This window comes from Methanobacterium sp. SMA-27 (genome assembly GCF_000744455.1).
Lineage (GTDB): Archaea > Methanobacteriota > Methanobacteria > Methanobacteriales > Methanobacteriaceae > Methanobacterium_B.
Genome location: NZ_JQLY01000001.1, coordinates 2,376,402 through 2,390,704, shown reverse-complemented (window position 1 = coordinate 2,390,704; position 14,303 = coordinate 2,376,402). Strand labels below are relative to the sequence as shown.

16 protein-coding genes are annotated in these 14,303 nt (G+C 33.0%); 9 read left to right on the top strand and 7 right to left on the bottom strand.

Features of this window, described 5'->3' with window-relative positions:
* Window positions 1-139: 139 nt before the first annotated feature.
* The 7 genes from DL91_RS12125 (at window position 140) to DL91_RS12100 (ending at window position 4,349) form a co-directional block, all read left to right on the top strand.
* Complete coding sequence (locus DL91_RS12125; protein WP_048192101.1) at window positions 140-1,360, top strand: bifunctional 5,6,7,8-tetrahydromethanopterin hydro-lyase/3-hexulose-6-phosphate synthase; 1,221 nt, start codon at window positions 140-142, stop codon at window positions 1,358-1,360.
* Window positions 1,361-1,542: 182 nt separating this feature from the next.
* On the top strand, window positions 1,543-2,133 hold the full coding sequence (locus DL91_RS12120) for a flavodoxin family protein (RefSeq protein WP_048192099.1): 591 nt from the start codon (window positions 1,543-1,545) through the stop codon (window positions 2,131-2,133).
* Window positions 2,134-2,314: 181 nt separating this feature from the next.
* Window positions 2,315-2,527: a 4Fe-4S binding protein gene (locus DL91_RS12115; protein WP_048192097.1), complete on the top strand. Its 213-nt coding sequence runs from the start codon at window positions 2,315-2,317 to the stop codon at window positions 2,525-2,527.
* Entirely contained in the window at window positions 2,505-3,080 is a 576-nt protein-coding gene (gene hisB, locus DL91_RS12110; protein ID WP_048192095.1) for an imidazoleglycerol-phosphate dehydratase HisB, read from the top strand. Before DL91_RS12115 ends, hisB begins: the two co-directional genes overlap by 23 nt.
* A gap of 27 nt (window positions 3,081-3,107) precedes the next feature.
* Window positions 3,108-3,431 (top strand): flavodoxin, encoded by a 324-nt coding sequence (locus DL91_RS12105; RefSeq protein WP_052374396.1) that lies wholly within the window; start codon window positions 3,108-3,110, stop codon window positions 3,429-3,431.
* The gene (locus DL91_RS12995) at window positions 3,412-3,579 is read left to right on the top strand and encodes a hypothetical protein (protein ID WP_231551466.1); all 168 of its coding nucleotides are present in this window, start codon (window positions 3,412-3,414) and stop codon (window positions 3,577-3,579) included. The genes DL91_RS12105 and DL91_RS12995 overlap by 20 nt, the downstream gene beginning before the upstream one ends.
* A 68-nt stretch (window positions 3,580-3,647) precedes the next feature.
* The gene (locus tag DL91_RS12100) at window positions 3,648-4,349 is read left to right on the top strand and encodes an MBL fold metallo-hydrolase (RefSeq protein WP_048192093.1); all 702 of its coding nucleotides are present in this window, start codon (window positions 3,648-3,650) and stop codon (window positions 4,347-4,349) included.
* 5 nt (window positions 4,350-4,354) lie between these two features.
* Here the strand turns inward: DL91_RS12100 and DL91_RS12095 are convergent, their stop codons facing one another.
* From DL91_RS12095 to cfbB, 4 genes are all read right to left on the bottom strand, one after another.
* Window positions 4,355-5,572, bottom strand: coding sequence for an HD domain-containing protein (locus DL91_RS12095; RefSeq protein WP_048192091.1), 1,218 nt, complete (start codon window positions 5,570-5,572; stop codon window positions 4,355-4,357).
* Between the two features lie 97 nt (window positions 5,573-5,669).
* Window positions 5,670-6,500 (bottom strand): F420-dependent methylenetetrahydromethanopterin dehydrogenase, encoded by an 831-nt coding sequence (locus DL91_RS12090; RefSeq protein WP_048192089.1) that lies wholly within the window; start codon window positions 6,498-6,500, stop codon window positions 5,670-5,672.
* 225 nt (window positions 6,501-6,725) lie between these two features.
* Window positions 6,726-7,796: a hypothetical protein gene (locus DL91_RS12085; RefSeq protein WP_048192087.1), complete on the bottom strand. Its 1,071-nt coding sequence runs from the start codon at window positions 7,794-7,796 to the stop codon at window positions 6,726-6,728.
* Between the two features lie 30 nt (window positions 7,797-7,826).
* Window positions 7,827-9,179 (bottom strand): Ni-sirohydrochlorin a,c-diamide synthase, encoded by a 1,353-nt coding sequence (gene cfbB / locus DL91_RS12080; RefSeq protein ID WP_048192085.1) that lies wholly within the window; start codon window positions 9,177-9,179, stop codon window positions 7,827-7,829.
* A 104-nt stretch (window positions 9,180-9,283) separates the two neighbouring features.
* Here cfbB and DL91_RS12075 point away from each other — a divergent pair, with 104 nt between their 5' ends.
* Window positions 9,284-10,384: a helix-hairpin-helix domain-containing protein gene (locus DL91_RS12075; RefSeq protein WP_369792060.1), complete on the top strand. Its 1,101-nt coding sequence runs from the start codon at window positions 9,284-9,286 to the stop codon at window positions 10,382-10,384.
* An 88-nt stretch (window positions 10,385-10,472) separates the two neighbouring features.
* Here the strand turns inward: DL91_RS12075 and DL91_RS12070 are convergent, their stop codons facing one another.
* On the bottom strand, window positions 10,473-10,910 hold the full coding sequence (locus DL91_RS12070) for a hypothetical protein (RefSeq protein ID WP_048192083.1): 438 nt from the start codon (window positions 10,908-10,910) through the stop codon (window positions 10,473-10,475).
* The gene (locus tag DL91_RS12065) at window positions 10,907-11,692 is read right to left on the bottom strand and encodes a ParA family protein (RefSeq protein ID WP_048192082.1); all 786 of its coding nucleotides are present in this window, start codon (window positions 11,690-11,692) and stop codon (window positions 10,907-10,909) included. Before DL91_RS12065 ends, DL91_RS12070 begins: the two co-directional genes overlap by 4 nt.
* Before the next feature lie 240 nt (window positions 11,693-11,932).
* Between DL91_RS12065 and DL91_RS12060 the strand changes: the two genes are divergently transcribed.
* On the top strand, window positions 11,933-12,136 hold the full coding sequence (locus DL91_RS12060; protein ID WP_048192081.1) for a hypothetical protein: 204 nt from the start codon (window positions 11,933-11,935) through the stop codon (window positions 12,134-12,136).
* A 106-nt stretch (window positions 12,137-12,242) separates the two neighbouring features.
* Here DL91_RS12060 and DL91_RS12055 read toward each other — a convergent pair whose 3' ends face one another.
* On the bottom strand, window positions 12,243-14,087 hold the full coding sequence (locus tag DL91_RS12055) for a threonine--tRNA ligase (protein WP_048192079.1): 1,845 nt from the start codon (window positions 14,085-14,087) through the stop codon (window positions 12,243-12,245).
* Between the last annotated feature and the right edge of the window lie 216 nt (window positions 14,088-14,303).

Sequence of the window (14,303 nt, the reverse complement as noted above, 5' to 3'; positions counted from 1 at the left end):
ACAAATATAACTCAATCATGTAAAAAATAAATCATCAATCATCATAAAATAAAATTCTAAGTATTTTAAAATATTTGAAATATTTATTTATATGATCTGATCCATAAGATTAATTAGACTAATATGGAGGATAATAATTATGTATCAAATAGGTGAAGCCTTAATAGGAAATGGCAATGAAATCGCTCACGTTGATTTAATAATTGGAGATAAAAATGGTCCTGTCGGGGCGGCATTCGTAAATAATATGGCCGATATGTCAATAGGACACACCCCACTTTTATCTGTAATAAGACCAAATTTGTTGACCAAACCCGCAACACTAATAGTACCAAAAGTAACTGTAAGAGATTTAGAGGATGCTGACAAAATATTTGGACCTGCTCAAACAGCAGTAGGTCGCGCTGTAGCAGATGCTGTTGCTGAAGGATTAATTCCAAAAGAAGATGTTGAAGATCTTGTTATTATTGCAGGGGTGTTTATACATCCTGGTGCTGAAAATTACCGTAAAATCTACCAGTACAATTACGGTGCAACCAAACTCGCAATACAGAGAGCAATGGAAGGTTATCCGTCTATTAAAAAGGTTCTAGCAGAAAAAGACCGTGGAACACATCCTGTAATGGGATTCAAAGTAACAAGATTGTGGAGCCCACCATATTTACAAGTTGCACTTGACTTGGATAACATGGAAGAGATGGAACGCATAATAAATACACTTCCAAACAGGGAAAGAATACTCATTGAGGCCGGAACACCACTTGTTAAGAAATTCGGTGTTGGAATCATTGGAAAGATCAGAGAGCTTAAAAATGATGCATTTATCATTGCAGATCTTAAAACGCTCGATGTGGGTAGAATTGAAGTTAAAATGGCTGCAGATGAAACTGCAGATGCCATAGCAATTTCTGGACTTGGAACAATTGAATCAATAGAAAAAGCTATTCACGAAGCTCAGAAACAAGGAATATATTCTATTCTTGACATGATGAATGTTGACAATATCGTTGCAAAACTCGAAGGACTCGAATATAAACCAGATATTGTACTACTCCACAGAAATGTTGATCTTGAAACAATGCAATCTGAAAGAGGAGAAAAACTAGCAGAAGTCACTGAATGGGGAAATATTAACCAGATCAAAGAGTTACTTGGTAAAGGTAAACTGGTTGCAGTTGCAGGAGGTGTAACTCCAGATCGTGTTGATAAGGCCCTCGATAGCAAAGCAGACATAATTGTTGTTGGTCGATATATTATTGGTTCAAGGGATGTGCGCCGTTCAGCTCAAGACTTTTTAGACCGCATGCCACAGGATCCTGATACCATGCGTTTAGCAATGGATGAAGACGAATCAATCTAAGAATAAATATAGGGGGTTTTTATTATTCCCTCATTTCTAATTTTTTTTGACTTTTAACTTTTTATAGCTTTTTTTTTGATTATTCCGTAATAAACATAAATTTTATTATTTAAATGTCCAATATTAATTATAGATTAATTCTTCAACTTAACATTACCCATTCATGGAAGGTGTCAATTAAGATGATATTGGGAATATGTGGTAGTCCTAGAAAACAGGCAACAGAATATGTTTTAAAAGAATCATTAAAAATGCTGGAAGAAAAAGGTTTTGAAACTGAATTTTTTGGTTTGAGAGGAAAAACCATTAACCCTTGTAGACATTGCGATTATTGCATAAGAAAAAAAGAATGTATTGTTAAAGATGATATGCAGGACCTTTATCCATTGATCATAGAGGCCAAAGGCATTATAATGGCTACACCAATTTACAATGGAGGATTAAGTGCACAATTAAAAGCAGTGATGGATCGATGCAGAGCATTAGGTGCAGTTAACTTTGATTTCATGCGTTTTAAAGTAGGAATGGGCATTTCTGTTGGCGGAGATCGTATTGGTGGTCAAGAACTTGCAATGCAACAAATATTAACATTTTACATACTAACAGGTGCTATTCCTATCAGTGGTGGGGCGTATGGAGCAAATATGGGAGCTAACTTCTGGTCACAGGATACGCTAGAAGGTGTGAAAAAAGATGATCAGGGTTTTAAAAGTCTTCGAAAAACTATAAAGAGATTCTCTTACTTTATAGATAAATTTGAAATGAAAGAATAAAATTGATATAATTATACCATCAAATGTAAATGTGTTATAACTTGTAACTTAAAAGTTATAACTTATAATTTGATAAGAGTATTTATCATCAGAATGTTTAAAAAAAGGATTTAAATCAAATTTTCCATTATTAAAAAATACTTGTTATAAGTTAAAAGTTATAAGTTATAAGGTAATAAAAATGAAGATCGTAGTTGACAAAGATAAATGCACTGGTTGTGGAATATGTAAAGAAGCTTGCCCCAAAGGAGCAAAAATTTGGGATATAAATGAGAAAGCTATGGCCACGAATTTAGAATACTGCCATTTATGTACAATATGTGCAGGAAAATGTCCAGAACAAGCTATACAGGTTATTAGAGATGAGGGAAATGAGAAAACAAAAAATGAATAGAAAAACTTCTGAAACAGACATTAAAATAGTATTAGATCTAGATGGTGAAGGAAAATTTAATGTTGAAACGGGTATAGAATTTTTCGATCACATGTTAGACTCATTTGCAAAGCATGGCCGTTTTGATTTGGAAGTGGAAGCAAAAGGAGATATTGGTGTCGATGATCATCACACAGTGGAAGATGTGGGTATATTACTTGGAGAAGTATTTAATAAGGCGATTGGGGACAAAAAAGGGATTAAACGGATGGCACATGCAATAGTACCAATGGACGATGCTTTAGCAACCGTTGCATTAGATATTAGTGGAAGAAATTATTCTGTGTTGAATTTTAAATTTAAAAAAGCGAAGGTGGGAGATTTAAGTACGGAAAACATTGTACACTTCTTTGCATCATTTGCAAATTCTGCAAAAATAAACATTAATGCTAATGTAGAAGGAGAAAACGACCACCACAAAATAGAAGCCCTTTTTAAGTCATTTGCTCGAGCACTCAAAGAAGCATCAATGATAGAACATGATTCTATTCCAAGCACAAAGGGAATTTTATAATTGATATGAATTTATGGAGGTATATGATTGAAAACATTGATTGCATGTTATTCATATTCAGGACACCCCCTTAAAGTTGCAAAAAAACTGCAAAAGAAAATTAATGCAGATTTAACGGAAATAAAAACTGAAAATGATAAATGGTATCTTTTTAAAATTTGGGACTCTTTTCGAGCAAATAAAGTCCCTATAAAAAATTGCACTACTGATCTGATGAACTATGATGGTCTTATTTTGTGTTGCCCTGTTTGGGCAGGAAGAACTCCAGCAGCAATCAATCAATATTTATATGAACTTAAAAATGTAAAGGATAAACAATTTGCAGTCTTTTGTGACTTCAGAAGGGAATAAATCACAAAAAGCCACTATTCAAATGCGTGAATACTTAGATGCTCAAGGAATGCGATTTGTTGGACAGATGAAATTGTGGACAAAAGATATTGATAATGGAAAATGTGGTGAAATATTTAATATTTTCTCAATGAAGTTTATTAATTAAAAAATTATGATTTATGTTATATAAATTAATCAAACTTCTTGTCTGATAAAATATTTCAGGAATGTAAAATGACAAAAAAAGTTCCCATTTTAAAAAATGAAACTGGAAAGACCATTATTCAAACAGTGAGTAAGTCTAGTTCAACACCCACTAACTCATTTATTATAATTTCTTCTTCAGGAACTGTTATTGTTACTGATCCAACTTCAATGCCCACCCAAGAAGAGCTGGATCTAAATCCCGATGCTGTCGTCATTACTCACTCACATTCAGACCATATAGATCCAAAATTTATTGAAACATTAAAATGTAAAAAATCAATTGGAACTGTAGAAAGATTTGATGTTAAAGATATTCATATTTACAGCATTCCTTCATCACATCGGGGAAATATAATTAATTATAACAATCCCAATAATGTTATCTATGTTTTAGAGGTTGATGGGCTTAAAATTGCACATATGGGAGATATAGGCCAAGATCATATGACAATAAAACAAATAGAATCCCTTGGAAAGATCGATATTGCATTGATGCAATTTTCAAACCCTTTTTCAGGAATGTTTAATTCAGATAAAGGATATACATTGATAGAAGAGATAAAACCACAATTAATCATTCCTACACATTCTAATCCACGATCTACACGTAAAATCGCCAAAATATTAGGCAAACTGGAAATTGTGGAAAATTTCCTTTCAGTAAACACAGAAAGTCTCAAAGACAAGAATAGAAGAGTAGTATGGATGAAAAACACTTTAAAGTACTGAACTTATTAAAAATCTTTGATTTTGAATGATTTTTCCTTGAAGTAATTAAATATACTCCCAAAATCTATTCCTGATACTTTTTTTGTTTTAAAATCTTCATATATATTTTTTCTTCCTTCTTCAAGGTGTTTTGATGTTATTCCATGTTTAATTGAAAAATCTGCTTCTATAAATGCTGCTAATTTATCACATGCCTTAATGAGTTTCCCATCAAGGGGTTGGAATTTATTTTTATTGTATTTACCATTTAATTCTTTGAATTTAATTCCTTTATGGATGTTATCGTTTATTTTTATCTTATTTTCAAATTCATCTTGTGTGAAGTATCTCATTTCTTCCCTCCAAGAAAGAGGTAAAAGTGGTAGAAGACGGGTTTTCATTTGATTTTCTTCATATTCCTTGATAATATCTTCTAAACCTTCGACAGATCCCTTTACAGGTGAAATAATATCTTTTGTAAGTACTTCAGGTAGATCATGGAATAGTCCAGTAAAAAAATTGTTATAAAGTCGTTTTTTGCAAGAATTATTCTCAAGCGAGAAAAGATAAGATGTTATTGCAACTATATACATATGTCCTAAAACAGAGGTTTTCGGAAGTCGAGGTGAGTGTGCCCATCTTTCCTGAAAACGTAGCTGTCCACAAAGGTCTATAAATCCAAAAGATTTTTTCTCTAATGAAAGCTTTTGAACTCCAATTAAATCAAAGTGATCTTCAATTTGATTCTCTATAGCCTCTTTGGTTTCTTCTATACCATAAATAAATGGAGATGTATGATAAATGATCCTGAATTCCCAGTTTGTAGCCATATAATGTGCTGCTTTAAGAATCTTTTTTTCTAATTGTGCATATTTAGAATCAAATAAATATCTTTCGAAATTTTCTTTGAACTCCGGGCTTAATCCATTCATATCACTTTCTAACAATTTAAGAACATGTTTATTGAGGGATTCGCCCTTTTCTTCCATCATTTTATGAAAAACGGGCGGTTTAATATCTGTTAATATTGTTCTATGCAAAAATTCGAATATTCCTCCCTCTATAAGATTCTGCCAGTTTATTTCAGCATTTCTATCCTTCTCTTCAAAGTTGGCTATGACATATGCTATAACCATCTTATGGGCTTGTTTATCTAATTCAGTTAATTCAACAGGCCGGATATGATCATTCCATCTATTCATACTTGCTGATTCATAAAATCTTTCGATCAGATTCTCTATCATAAATAACACCTAAAAAAATAATATTTACTCTCTATCAAAAAATAACATCTAATTAAAAAAACAAAAAATTAACGACCCGGAGGTCGTTGGTTTTAAATTATTCTGGTTTTTCCATTAAAACAGATTTGGACAATGTCTGGCCTTTTCCACCGTGAGGTGTTCTTACGACTGTGTCGTTAGCCTTTTCAATATCCCTTGCTTCTGAAGCTAATTTAGCTGCAACACCTAACATTTCATGAGCTGAAGCTACGAGTGGTATGTACTTTTCAGCAGCTTTGGTCATGAAACAAGCTTCGACATCTAAGTCAGCCACTTTGGTTGCAATTTCGTATGCAGCCATTGCTTTTGCTTTTGCGTATGGACTTGCAAATTGTGCAGCTTCAACAGCTTTATCCCGTGATATAACAACTTTAGGAAGTTCGAGAGTTTCTCCAGCTCCAACAGCATTTACTGCTGCGTCGATGGTGTTCTGAACAACTCTGTATGCTCCGGTTAAAGCTAATACTTTTATTACATCGGAGTTAAATGATGCCATTTCAGTAGGGTCAAGGAATTCTCTCCTTGCACCAATCATTGGGTCTGCTTTAACGATGATGTAACCTAATCCTTGTTCATCCATTTCGTCTTTGGATCTTAATCCTGGAGCATCACCAATAATGATTGCAGGAACGTCTGCAGCAGATAATAATTCTCTTGCTTTAGCAGGGCCTGGTGCACCTGGGTTTGGGCTTATAAATACAACGAAGTCTCTGTCCATCTCTAACATTAACGGTACAGCTTTTTCGATTTCTTCTGGGTTCATCTTAGCCCCAGAGCCTATTACACAAGTATCTATGTTGGGTCTGTCAGCCCTCTCATCTAGTAATAAGTCAATTACTGGAGAGGTACCTATATTACCGCATTTAATGATTCCTATTTTTACAACCATTTTATCACCAAGGTTGCTATTCAAATGATCAAATAAGTATTTTTTGATTTAATTTTTATGGCTAAGCTTTTATATGTGTATGAAAGGATGATATAAAGAGAACCTAGTAAAAAGTATATTAGATACAAATAAGTGATAATCATATAATATATTAAATTTTGATTCTAATTACACATTAAAACAGTGTAAAAATAGCTAATTTTAGGAATATTGAGTTTTATTCAATTATCTGAATTCTGATCGTGCATTCCAAATTTTATTAAAACTACCTACGCCACTACCACATATTTTTTCATGTTCAAAATTATTTATAATTTTTACAACATTTGAAATTGCATTATTAGCATTTTTAACCAACCATTCACCTTTTGGATTGTTTAAGTGATCACATGCAGAAGCAATATTGTCAATTTCAGTTACTTGAATTCCAAGTTCGTGTGCTAAATCAACACTGGAATGTGCCCTATGAAATCCAGCTATCTTGATTGATGGAACAGATAAAACCCCCGCTTCAATTGTTAAACCCATTCCTGCACCATAAATAAGTCCTGATGAAGCCTTAATAAGACTTGGAATCTCGATGTAACCCTCTAAAACCATTAATTTTGGAGATGTCACAAATTTTTTAACAAATTCTGCACTGAATCTGAATGGAATTATTATAACCTCCTTGTTAATGAGTTCAACTTGTTTGATAATTTTAGGAATATCTTCACCTTTCACATCTCCCCCAAACACAAGAACCATAAAATCATCAACACCATAACGGGTTTTAAGTGAATCTTGATCCTCAATAGTCATTTCACTAACATATGACGCCATTGGATAACCACCAATTACATGAACATTTTTCAATCCATATTTTTCAACTACAAATTTTTTATAACCCTCTGATGGGACTGTAATCAGATTTGAAAATGCTATCATTTCAATGGGATTATAAATATCCTGTTCAATATGTAAATTTGGTATTCTAAGTATTTTTGATGCGGATATGCCCTTTCTTACATCACCAGCATTACCGCATGTCATCAATAGGTCAATTTTTTTCCCTTTGAGGGAATTAACAACACTAAAAATATCTTTTAATACAAGGGATGCGATCTTTGTATTGGATCTCTTTTTTGCTCCTTGTCCCCTACTCTGCCCTATAGAATGTACTTCTGAACAATATTTACCAAGTAATTCGTTAACTCCATGACCATGGGTCAATCCAATAATTTCAGCATCAAGCTGTTTTATTATGGGTATGAATGCCTTTGCAGGTGCCATTTCTGCTATAACTGCGATACGCATTTTGATCCTCCAAACTTTTTTAAAATATATTTATTCATGCAAATATGCATTTGTTGTGAAGTTTAACCCGAATTGTGTGCAGGCAGCAACATGAGTATGTACATAGCTTGCAACAGTATTGTTTTCCATTAATCCATCCTGAGATCCAAAAATACCCTTTCCTCTTAGTATCTTAAATGCAAATTTAGGTTTGGCATTTCCAATATCCACTTTAGAATAATGGAATTCATGACCCCTAAAAGATTCTCCTTTTTTGAGAATGATATTATCCCTTTGTGCCTCGGATATAACATAACTCAATGCCTGAACATTCTTAGTCATTGTTGAGGGATAATTAAAAACATTACACATATTTCTATTGTTTATTGACTTGGACAAGTACATAAGCCCTCCACATTCAGCATAAATTGGATTTCCTTCATTATGAAACTTTAAAATTGATTTTCGCATTGATTGATTAGATTCAAGTTCATTTGCAAATATTTCAGGATAGCCGCCACCAATATATATTCCATCAACATCAGGAAGTTCCTCATCATGCAGTGGACTGAATGGAATAATATCTGCATTATTTGCTTCAAGTGCTTCTAAATTTTCACGATAATAAAATGTGAAAACCTCATCCATTGCAACCCCGATTTTTACTTTGTTTCGGTTTCCTTCATCCCACAAAGGTGCTCTTCCACCAGATAATTTTCCAGATCCCTTCATTATTGATATTAATGCATCAAGATCAATATTATCTGCCATTACATCTCCCCATTTCTCAATGGATTGGAGAATATTTTGACGTTCTATGGCAGGCACAAGACCCAAATGACGTTCTTCTACCTTTATTGAATCATTACGAGATATTCCTCCAATAACTGTAGTGTCTGCAAGTTTTTCAACAGCTTCCTTTGTTTTGAGATAATGTTTCCTGTTTTTAATATAGTTAAGTATGACTCCTTCAATTTTAATGCTAGGATCTAGGGTTTTAAATCCAATTACAATTGCTGCTGCACTTTTTACAAGACTTTTTGAATTTAAAATAAGAATTACCGGAGCATTAAGTGCTTTAGCAATCGAAGCTGTGCTCCCAACATCATTTAAAGAACTTATGCCCTCATAAAGACCTCTAACTCCTTCGACTATTCCAAAATCAGCGTTTGAAATCTTCATAGCTCTTTGAAATCCTTCTCTTATTTGATCTTCTGACATGAAAAATGAATCCAGATTTCTAGAAATGTTTCCTGTAGCAAGACCATGATATGTAGGATCTATATAATCTGGACCTGCTTTAAAAGGCTGTATATCATATTCATTCGACAAAGCCCTCATTATTCCCGTTGAAATGGTTGTTTTACCAACAGCACTTCCTGTTCCTGCAATAACGGCTCTCATACTAATTAGTGATCCATGATCTTATTATAATGTTTTGATTTATTATAAGAAATTTTAATTAATATCATAATCATATCATGAGATCAATGAATAGGGTAAAAAAGATGGTAATTTTGGGTGATAGTGCAAGGTATGATCTTTGTAACTATGGTAACTACAACCCAGATAATTTTCTTTCAGGAAAGTTACCAGGCATATATAATGCAACAGCAGGAAATGGTGTTTGTATTCCTCTATTTAAAGTTCTTATGACCAATAAATGTTCAAATGATTGCCGATACTGTGTTAATCATGGTGGCCATAAATTTAATAGAGTTGAATTTACCCCTAATGAGCTCACATCTACTTTTCTTGATTACTACAACAACAGATTGGTTGAAGGTTTATTCTTGAGTTCTGGTATCCCTAGAGATGCAGATGTTTCTATGGAGAATATGGTGGAAGTAGCAAGAAAACTTAGAATGGAACATGAATACAATGGATATATCCATTTGAAAATTTTGCCTGGGACCTCTTATGATTTACTTAAACGTGCCATGAGCCTTGCAGATAGAGTGAGTGTTAATATAGAAGCAGCTACTCCTGATGGATTTGAAGAATTATCAACTACCAAAACATTCAATAACGATATTTTAAGGCGGATGAAATGGATACAAAGGCTAATGAAAAAAGATGAAAATCTCGCGCCTTCGGGACAATCCACGCAGTTTATTGTAGGGGCCACCGATGAAACAGATACTGAAATATTAAAACGAGCAAATTGGCTTCAGAAAAAATTAGATATTAAAAGAAGTTATTTCAGCCCTTTTAATTCCATGAAGAACACACCTTTAGAAAATCATTCTGAACCACATCCTAAAAGAACTTCAAGATTATATCAAGCTGATCATTTAATCCAATCATATGGTTTTGATCTTGATGAACTTGTGTTTGAGGAAGATGGTAATATGAAGTTGGATTTAGATCCAAAATATTCAGCCGCTCTTTCTAAAATGGAAATGTTTCCTGTTGAAATTAATTCTGCATCATATAAAGATCTTCTCAGAGTTCCAGGAATAGGTAAAATATCTGCTAGAAGGATAATCGAATCTAGAAAACGAAATATTTCTTTTAAAAGTATGGAAGACTTGAAAAAAATGGGTGTAAGTATAGGTAGAGCTGAAACATTTGTTAAATTAAAAAGTTCTTACCAATCAACTCTTTAATTTTGAAATAAATTCTTACTAAAAGTTAATAGTTTTACTTATAAGTTATAATTGAGAAACTTATAAGTTATAACTTATAACTAAATTTTTATATTTCCTTTTCTTCAAATACTTCCCAAAGATCAGGGTATTTATTCTTAACGGCTTCTTCTATAAGAGCTGAAGCTTCTTTACTTATACTGAACTCAGGTTTAGTCTTTTTTAATAATCTTAAAACTGCAGCCGACTTAGCGGACCAGAGAGATATTCTAGGATTTTTATGAACTTCCAATATTACATTCTTTACCAATGTATCATCAACAAAAGATTTTTTTTCTGAATGATTAGTTGTTGTATTTGTTGTTTTTTTATCTTTTTTAGTTAATTTTGAAGTTTTGTTTTTATTCTTTCTTATATTCTTAGAATTAGGCTTATTTAATTCTGTTTTCTTTAATTTGTTATCAGCCTCATCAACATCATTAAATTCTGGTCTTATTAATGCATCCAACCCTCTCCCAAGGGCACTTTCCTTTTTCCTAGCAGTCATTTATTGCCCTCCGAACCATCTCTACTAATAATTTCTTTTGCTAGATTTAGGTATGCATGTGAACCACTAGATTCATCATCATAGATTATACAAGGTTTACCATGGCTTGGTGCTTCTGCTAATGTAACATTTCTGGGGATAGTTGTTTTAAAAATGTACTCAGTAGCTCCAAAGTACTCTTTGACGTTGCTATAGACATCCCTTCCAAGTCTTGTCCTAGAATCATATAATGTCAGAAGAATACCTTTTATAGGTGATGGGCTTTTCAGTCTTGTTTCAACCAGTTGAATTGCTTCCAAAAGATCAGCCATACCCTCCAATGCATAGAATTCTGCCTGTATGGGTATTATAACACTATCTGCTGCAACAAGGCAATTTATTGTCAGTATACCCAAAGAAGGAGGTACATCGATAAATATATAATCATAGCCTTCAGAAACTCCTTCCATTGCCAGGTCAAGTATTGTGTGATAGCCAACCTCTTTACTCAATTCAATCTCTGCACCACTTAATGCAATGTTACTTGGAATAACATCTAGACCGGGAATTTCTGTATCAAGAACAGCATCTTGTAAATTACTTTCACCAGTTAAAACAGAATATATAGTACGTGTGACTTCATTCTTTTCGATTCCAAAACCAGTTGTTGCATTACCTTGTGGATCCATATCTACAACTAAAACCTTCTTACCATAAATTGCAAGAGCTGCTGCAAGATTCACAGCAGTTGTTGTTTTACCACAACCACCCTTTTGATTAAGTATTGCTATTATTTCTGCCATAATGTCTTCCTCCATTATTTGTTATAAGTTCTAAATTATAACTTATAACTTATAATATAAAAATATTTTTATAAATTTTGCTATTTTAGCAATATTAATTAAAAATATATCCAATTTCAGATTCTGAGTATATCTGGTCAAGATTTTTTAATAATTGATGTTGACAGTCAGTATGACAAGTATTACCATTCATTGGAAAATTATATTAAATAACATATACATATCTAACTCTGGTGCAATATGTCCGATGAAAAAATCTGTATTAAATGTGAAGAATGTGGGTTCGTCAGAGATTTGAAGGGAGAAACTAAACCTATTGAAAAGGGATCTTACAATAGACTCCGTTCAGGCAATACGAGAAGGAATATAAAAGAAGAACCTGTTGAATCTCAAGGTACTTGTCCTGAATGTGGATGTATAGATTACGTAATAATATTGAAATGAAAGTTAATATTAATTATTATTAAAAATACAAAAAACTTAGATTTAACCTCAAATAATATTTTTATTTTGTTGTTTGAATTTGAACATGCTCTAGTTCAAAAAAAAATTAAAAACTAACTCTATTAGCTAGTTTTATAGGTAATGGTAGTTTCCTGAATGGCATTCCAACCGTTTCTTCATGAATTTTATTAACAAGATCATCAATTTCCATTAAGATCTTTTTATTAGTTTCACGGATATTAACTGTCAGTGCGCCTCCTTCAAGTTCTCTGTCGCCTATGACAATTACATATGGAGCCCATTCTCCTCCTGCATTTCTAATTTTTTTACCAACAGTTTCGTGTCTGTCGTCAATATCAACCCTTATGTTTTGGTCTCTTATCTGTTTAGCTAGTTCTTCAGATCTCTCAATATGCCTTTCAGCTATGGGAATTATTCTTACTTGCGTAGGTGTAAGCCATATTGGTAACATTGGAGGTCTTTCCTTTTTATCAACTGCACTTTTCTCTAGTAAACTGCATATAACCCTTTCAATACTTCCTGTAGGACTGCAGTGGATTATAATTGGATTTATTTCTTCTTCATCTTGATTGATATAAGTAATTCCGAATCTTTCCCCACTTTCCACGTCGATCTGAATTGTAGGATTTTCAATAGGCCTTCCAAGATAATCAATAGCTGCAAAGTCCATTTTAGCAGTCCAATAATGTTTTCTCTCTGGTAAAATTTCGAGTAACACAGGTTTACCAATTTTATCTGAAGCAGAATAAACCCAATCCTTATTTTCTTCTAAAAAGCTCTTTGTTGCCCGCATAATAACCTCGTAATTCACACCAAGATCAATCCCGGTCTGTTTGCACATTGCTATCTGGCCATCAAATTCTTTCATTGACTGGTTTATATCTGCGCAAACTGTATGTAGGTCGGGCATTGTAAATCCTCGAAGTCTTTTAAGACCAACAACTTCTCCCTTTTTCTCTAAACGGAAACTGTAGGTTGAAAGTTCGTAAATGCCAATTGGTAGGTTTTTCCACGTTAAGAACGAATCTGAAAGTATTCTGAAAGCCCCAAAACAACATGCATATCTGAGCATAAGTTGTTTATTTTTGGTACCCATACGGTATTGGCGCTCCCCAAACTTTTCAGCATGTACCCTTATTGCATCATCTGATAGATCGTACATTATGGGAGTTTCAACAGGCATTGCTCCCCTTTCAGTAACTAAATTATAAACATAATCAGATAGAAGATCCCTTATAAGTCTGCCCTTAGGATACCATCTCAGATGACCAATATCAGCAGAAGGCTCATAGTCCGCTAATTTCTTTTCCCTCATTAGTTTTACATGTGGAGGTTCTTCACCTGATGATTCCAATCTTCCAAGTTCGTAATCAACGAGTTTTTTAAGATCATTTTCTTCATAGTTGAATTCATCAACATCAATGATTTCACCTTCCGTAAGAATGTAGAATACAGATTTTTCAGATTCAGATTTTTTATCATCATCAGATACTTCCTTATCTACTTTTTCAGCAGTTATGGTTCTTGAAAGTTCTGAAAGAGGATGACCCTTGCAAGATATTTCAAATGATTTGTACCATCCAAATGGAACCCTCTTGACATTCAAGCCCAATTTTTCCAGCCCAATTTCCATATTAGTAAGTATTTTTTTTGCTGCATCTGGAGTACTTAAAGATGAACTTAAATGTGCATATGGATATATGGCCACAGTTTTCGCGCCTACCTTTCCAAATACATCATTTATTTCATTAATGGCATTTTCTACCACTGTTTCCATATCTACTTCGTCTTCCTTTTCTACTGCTGTGAAGACAACTAAGGCATTTTCATAAACTCCTTCTTTTTTGTTATCTTTTATTTCTTCTGCTATCCTGGTTTTAGACTTTGTTTTATATTTCAAATAATCAGAGTGAATTAAAAGTATTCTCATTATACCACCTTATCTCTCGATAAAATTTGTTATTATCTGGATGTTATTTCTATTAGATTTATTTCTTGACAAAAATATAACATTAATTTATTTGAATTAATATTAAACAATATCTTATTGAATTAATTGTATTCATAATATTTCGACATATTGAATATTATTCTAATTAAATAAATAATAAGATACTTCATTTAAAACAATAATAATCCAAATTAT

Coding starts and splice junctions, on each gene's coding strand:
- DL91_RS12125 (WP_048192101.1), top strand. CDS start 140: ATGTATCAAATAGGTGAAGCCTTAATAGGAAATGGCAATGAAATCGCT.
- DL91_RS12120 (WP_048192099.1), top strand. CDS start 1,543: ATGATATTGGGAATATGTGGTAGTCCTAGAAAACAGGCAACAGAATAT.
- DL91_RS12115 (WP_048192097.1), top strand. CDS start 2,315: ATGAAGATCGTAGTTGACAAAGATAAATGCACTGGTTGTGGAATATGT.
- hisB (WP_048192095.1), top strand. CDS start 2,505: ATGAGAAAACAAAAAATGAATAGAAAAACTTCTGAAACAGACATTAAA.
- DL91_RS12100 (WP_048192093.1), top strand. CDS start 3,648: ATGACAAAAAAAGTTCCCATTTTAAAAAATGAAACTGGAAAGACCATT.
- DL91_RS12095 (WP_048192091.1), bottom strand. CDS start 5,572: ATGATAGAGAATCTGATCGAAAGATTTTATGAATCAGCAAGTATGAAT.
- DL91_RS12090 (WP_048192089.1), bottom strand. CDS start 6,500: ATGGTTGTAAAAATAGGAATCATTAAATGCGGTAATATAGGTACCTCT.
- DL91_RS12085 (WP_048192087.1), bottom strand. CDS start 7,796: ATGCGTATCGCAGTTATAGCAGAAATGGCACCTGCAAAGGCATTCATA.
- cfbB (WP_048192085.1), bottom strand. CDS start 9,179: ATGAGAGCCGTTATTGCAGGAACAGGAAGTGCTGTTGGTAAAACAACC.
- DL91_RS12075 (WP_369792060.1), top strand. CDS start 9,284: ATGGTAATTTTGGGTGATAGTGCAAGGTATGATCTTTGTAACTATGGT.
- DL91_RS12070 (WP_048192083.1), bottom strand. CDS start 10,910: ATGACTGCTAGGAAAAAGGAAAGTGCCCTTGGGAGAGGGTTGGATGCA.
- DL91_RS12065 (WP_048192082.1), bottom strand. CDS start 11,692: ATGGCAGAAATAATAGCAATACTTAATCAAAAGGGTGGTTGTGGTAAA.
- DL91_RS12060 (WP_048192081.1), top strand. CDS start 11,933: ATGTCCGATGAAAAAATCTGTATTAAATGTGAAGAATGTGGGTTCGTC.
- DL91_RS12055 (WP_048192079.1), bottom strand. CDS start 14,087: ATGAGAATACTTTTAATTCACTCTGATTATTTGAAATATAAAACAAAG.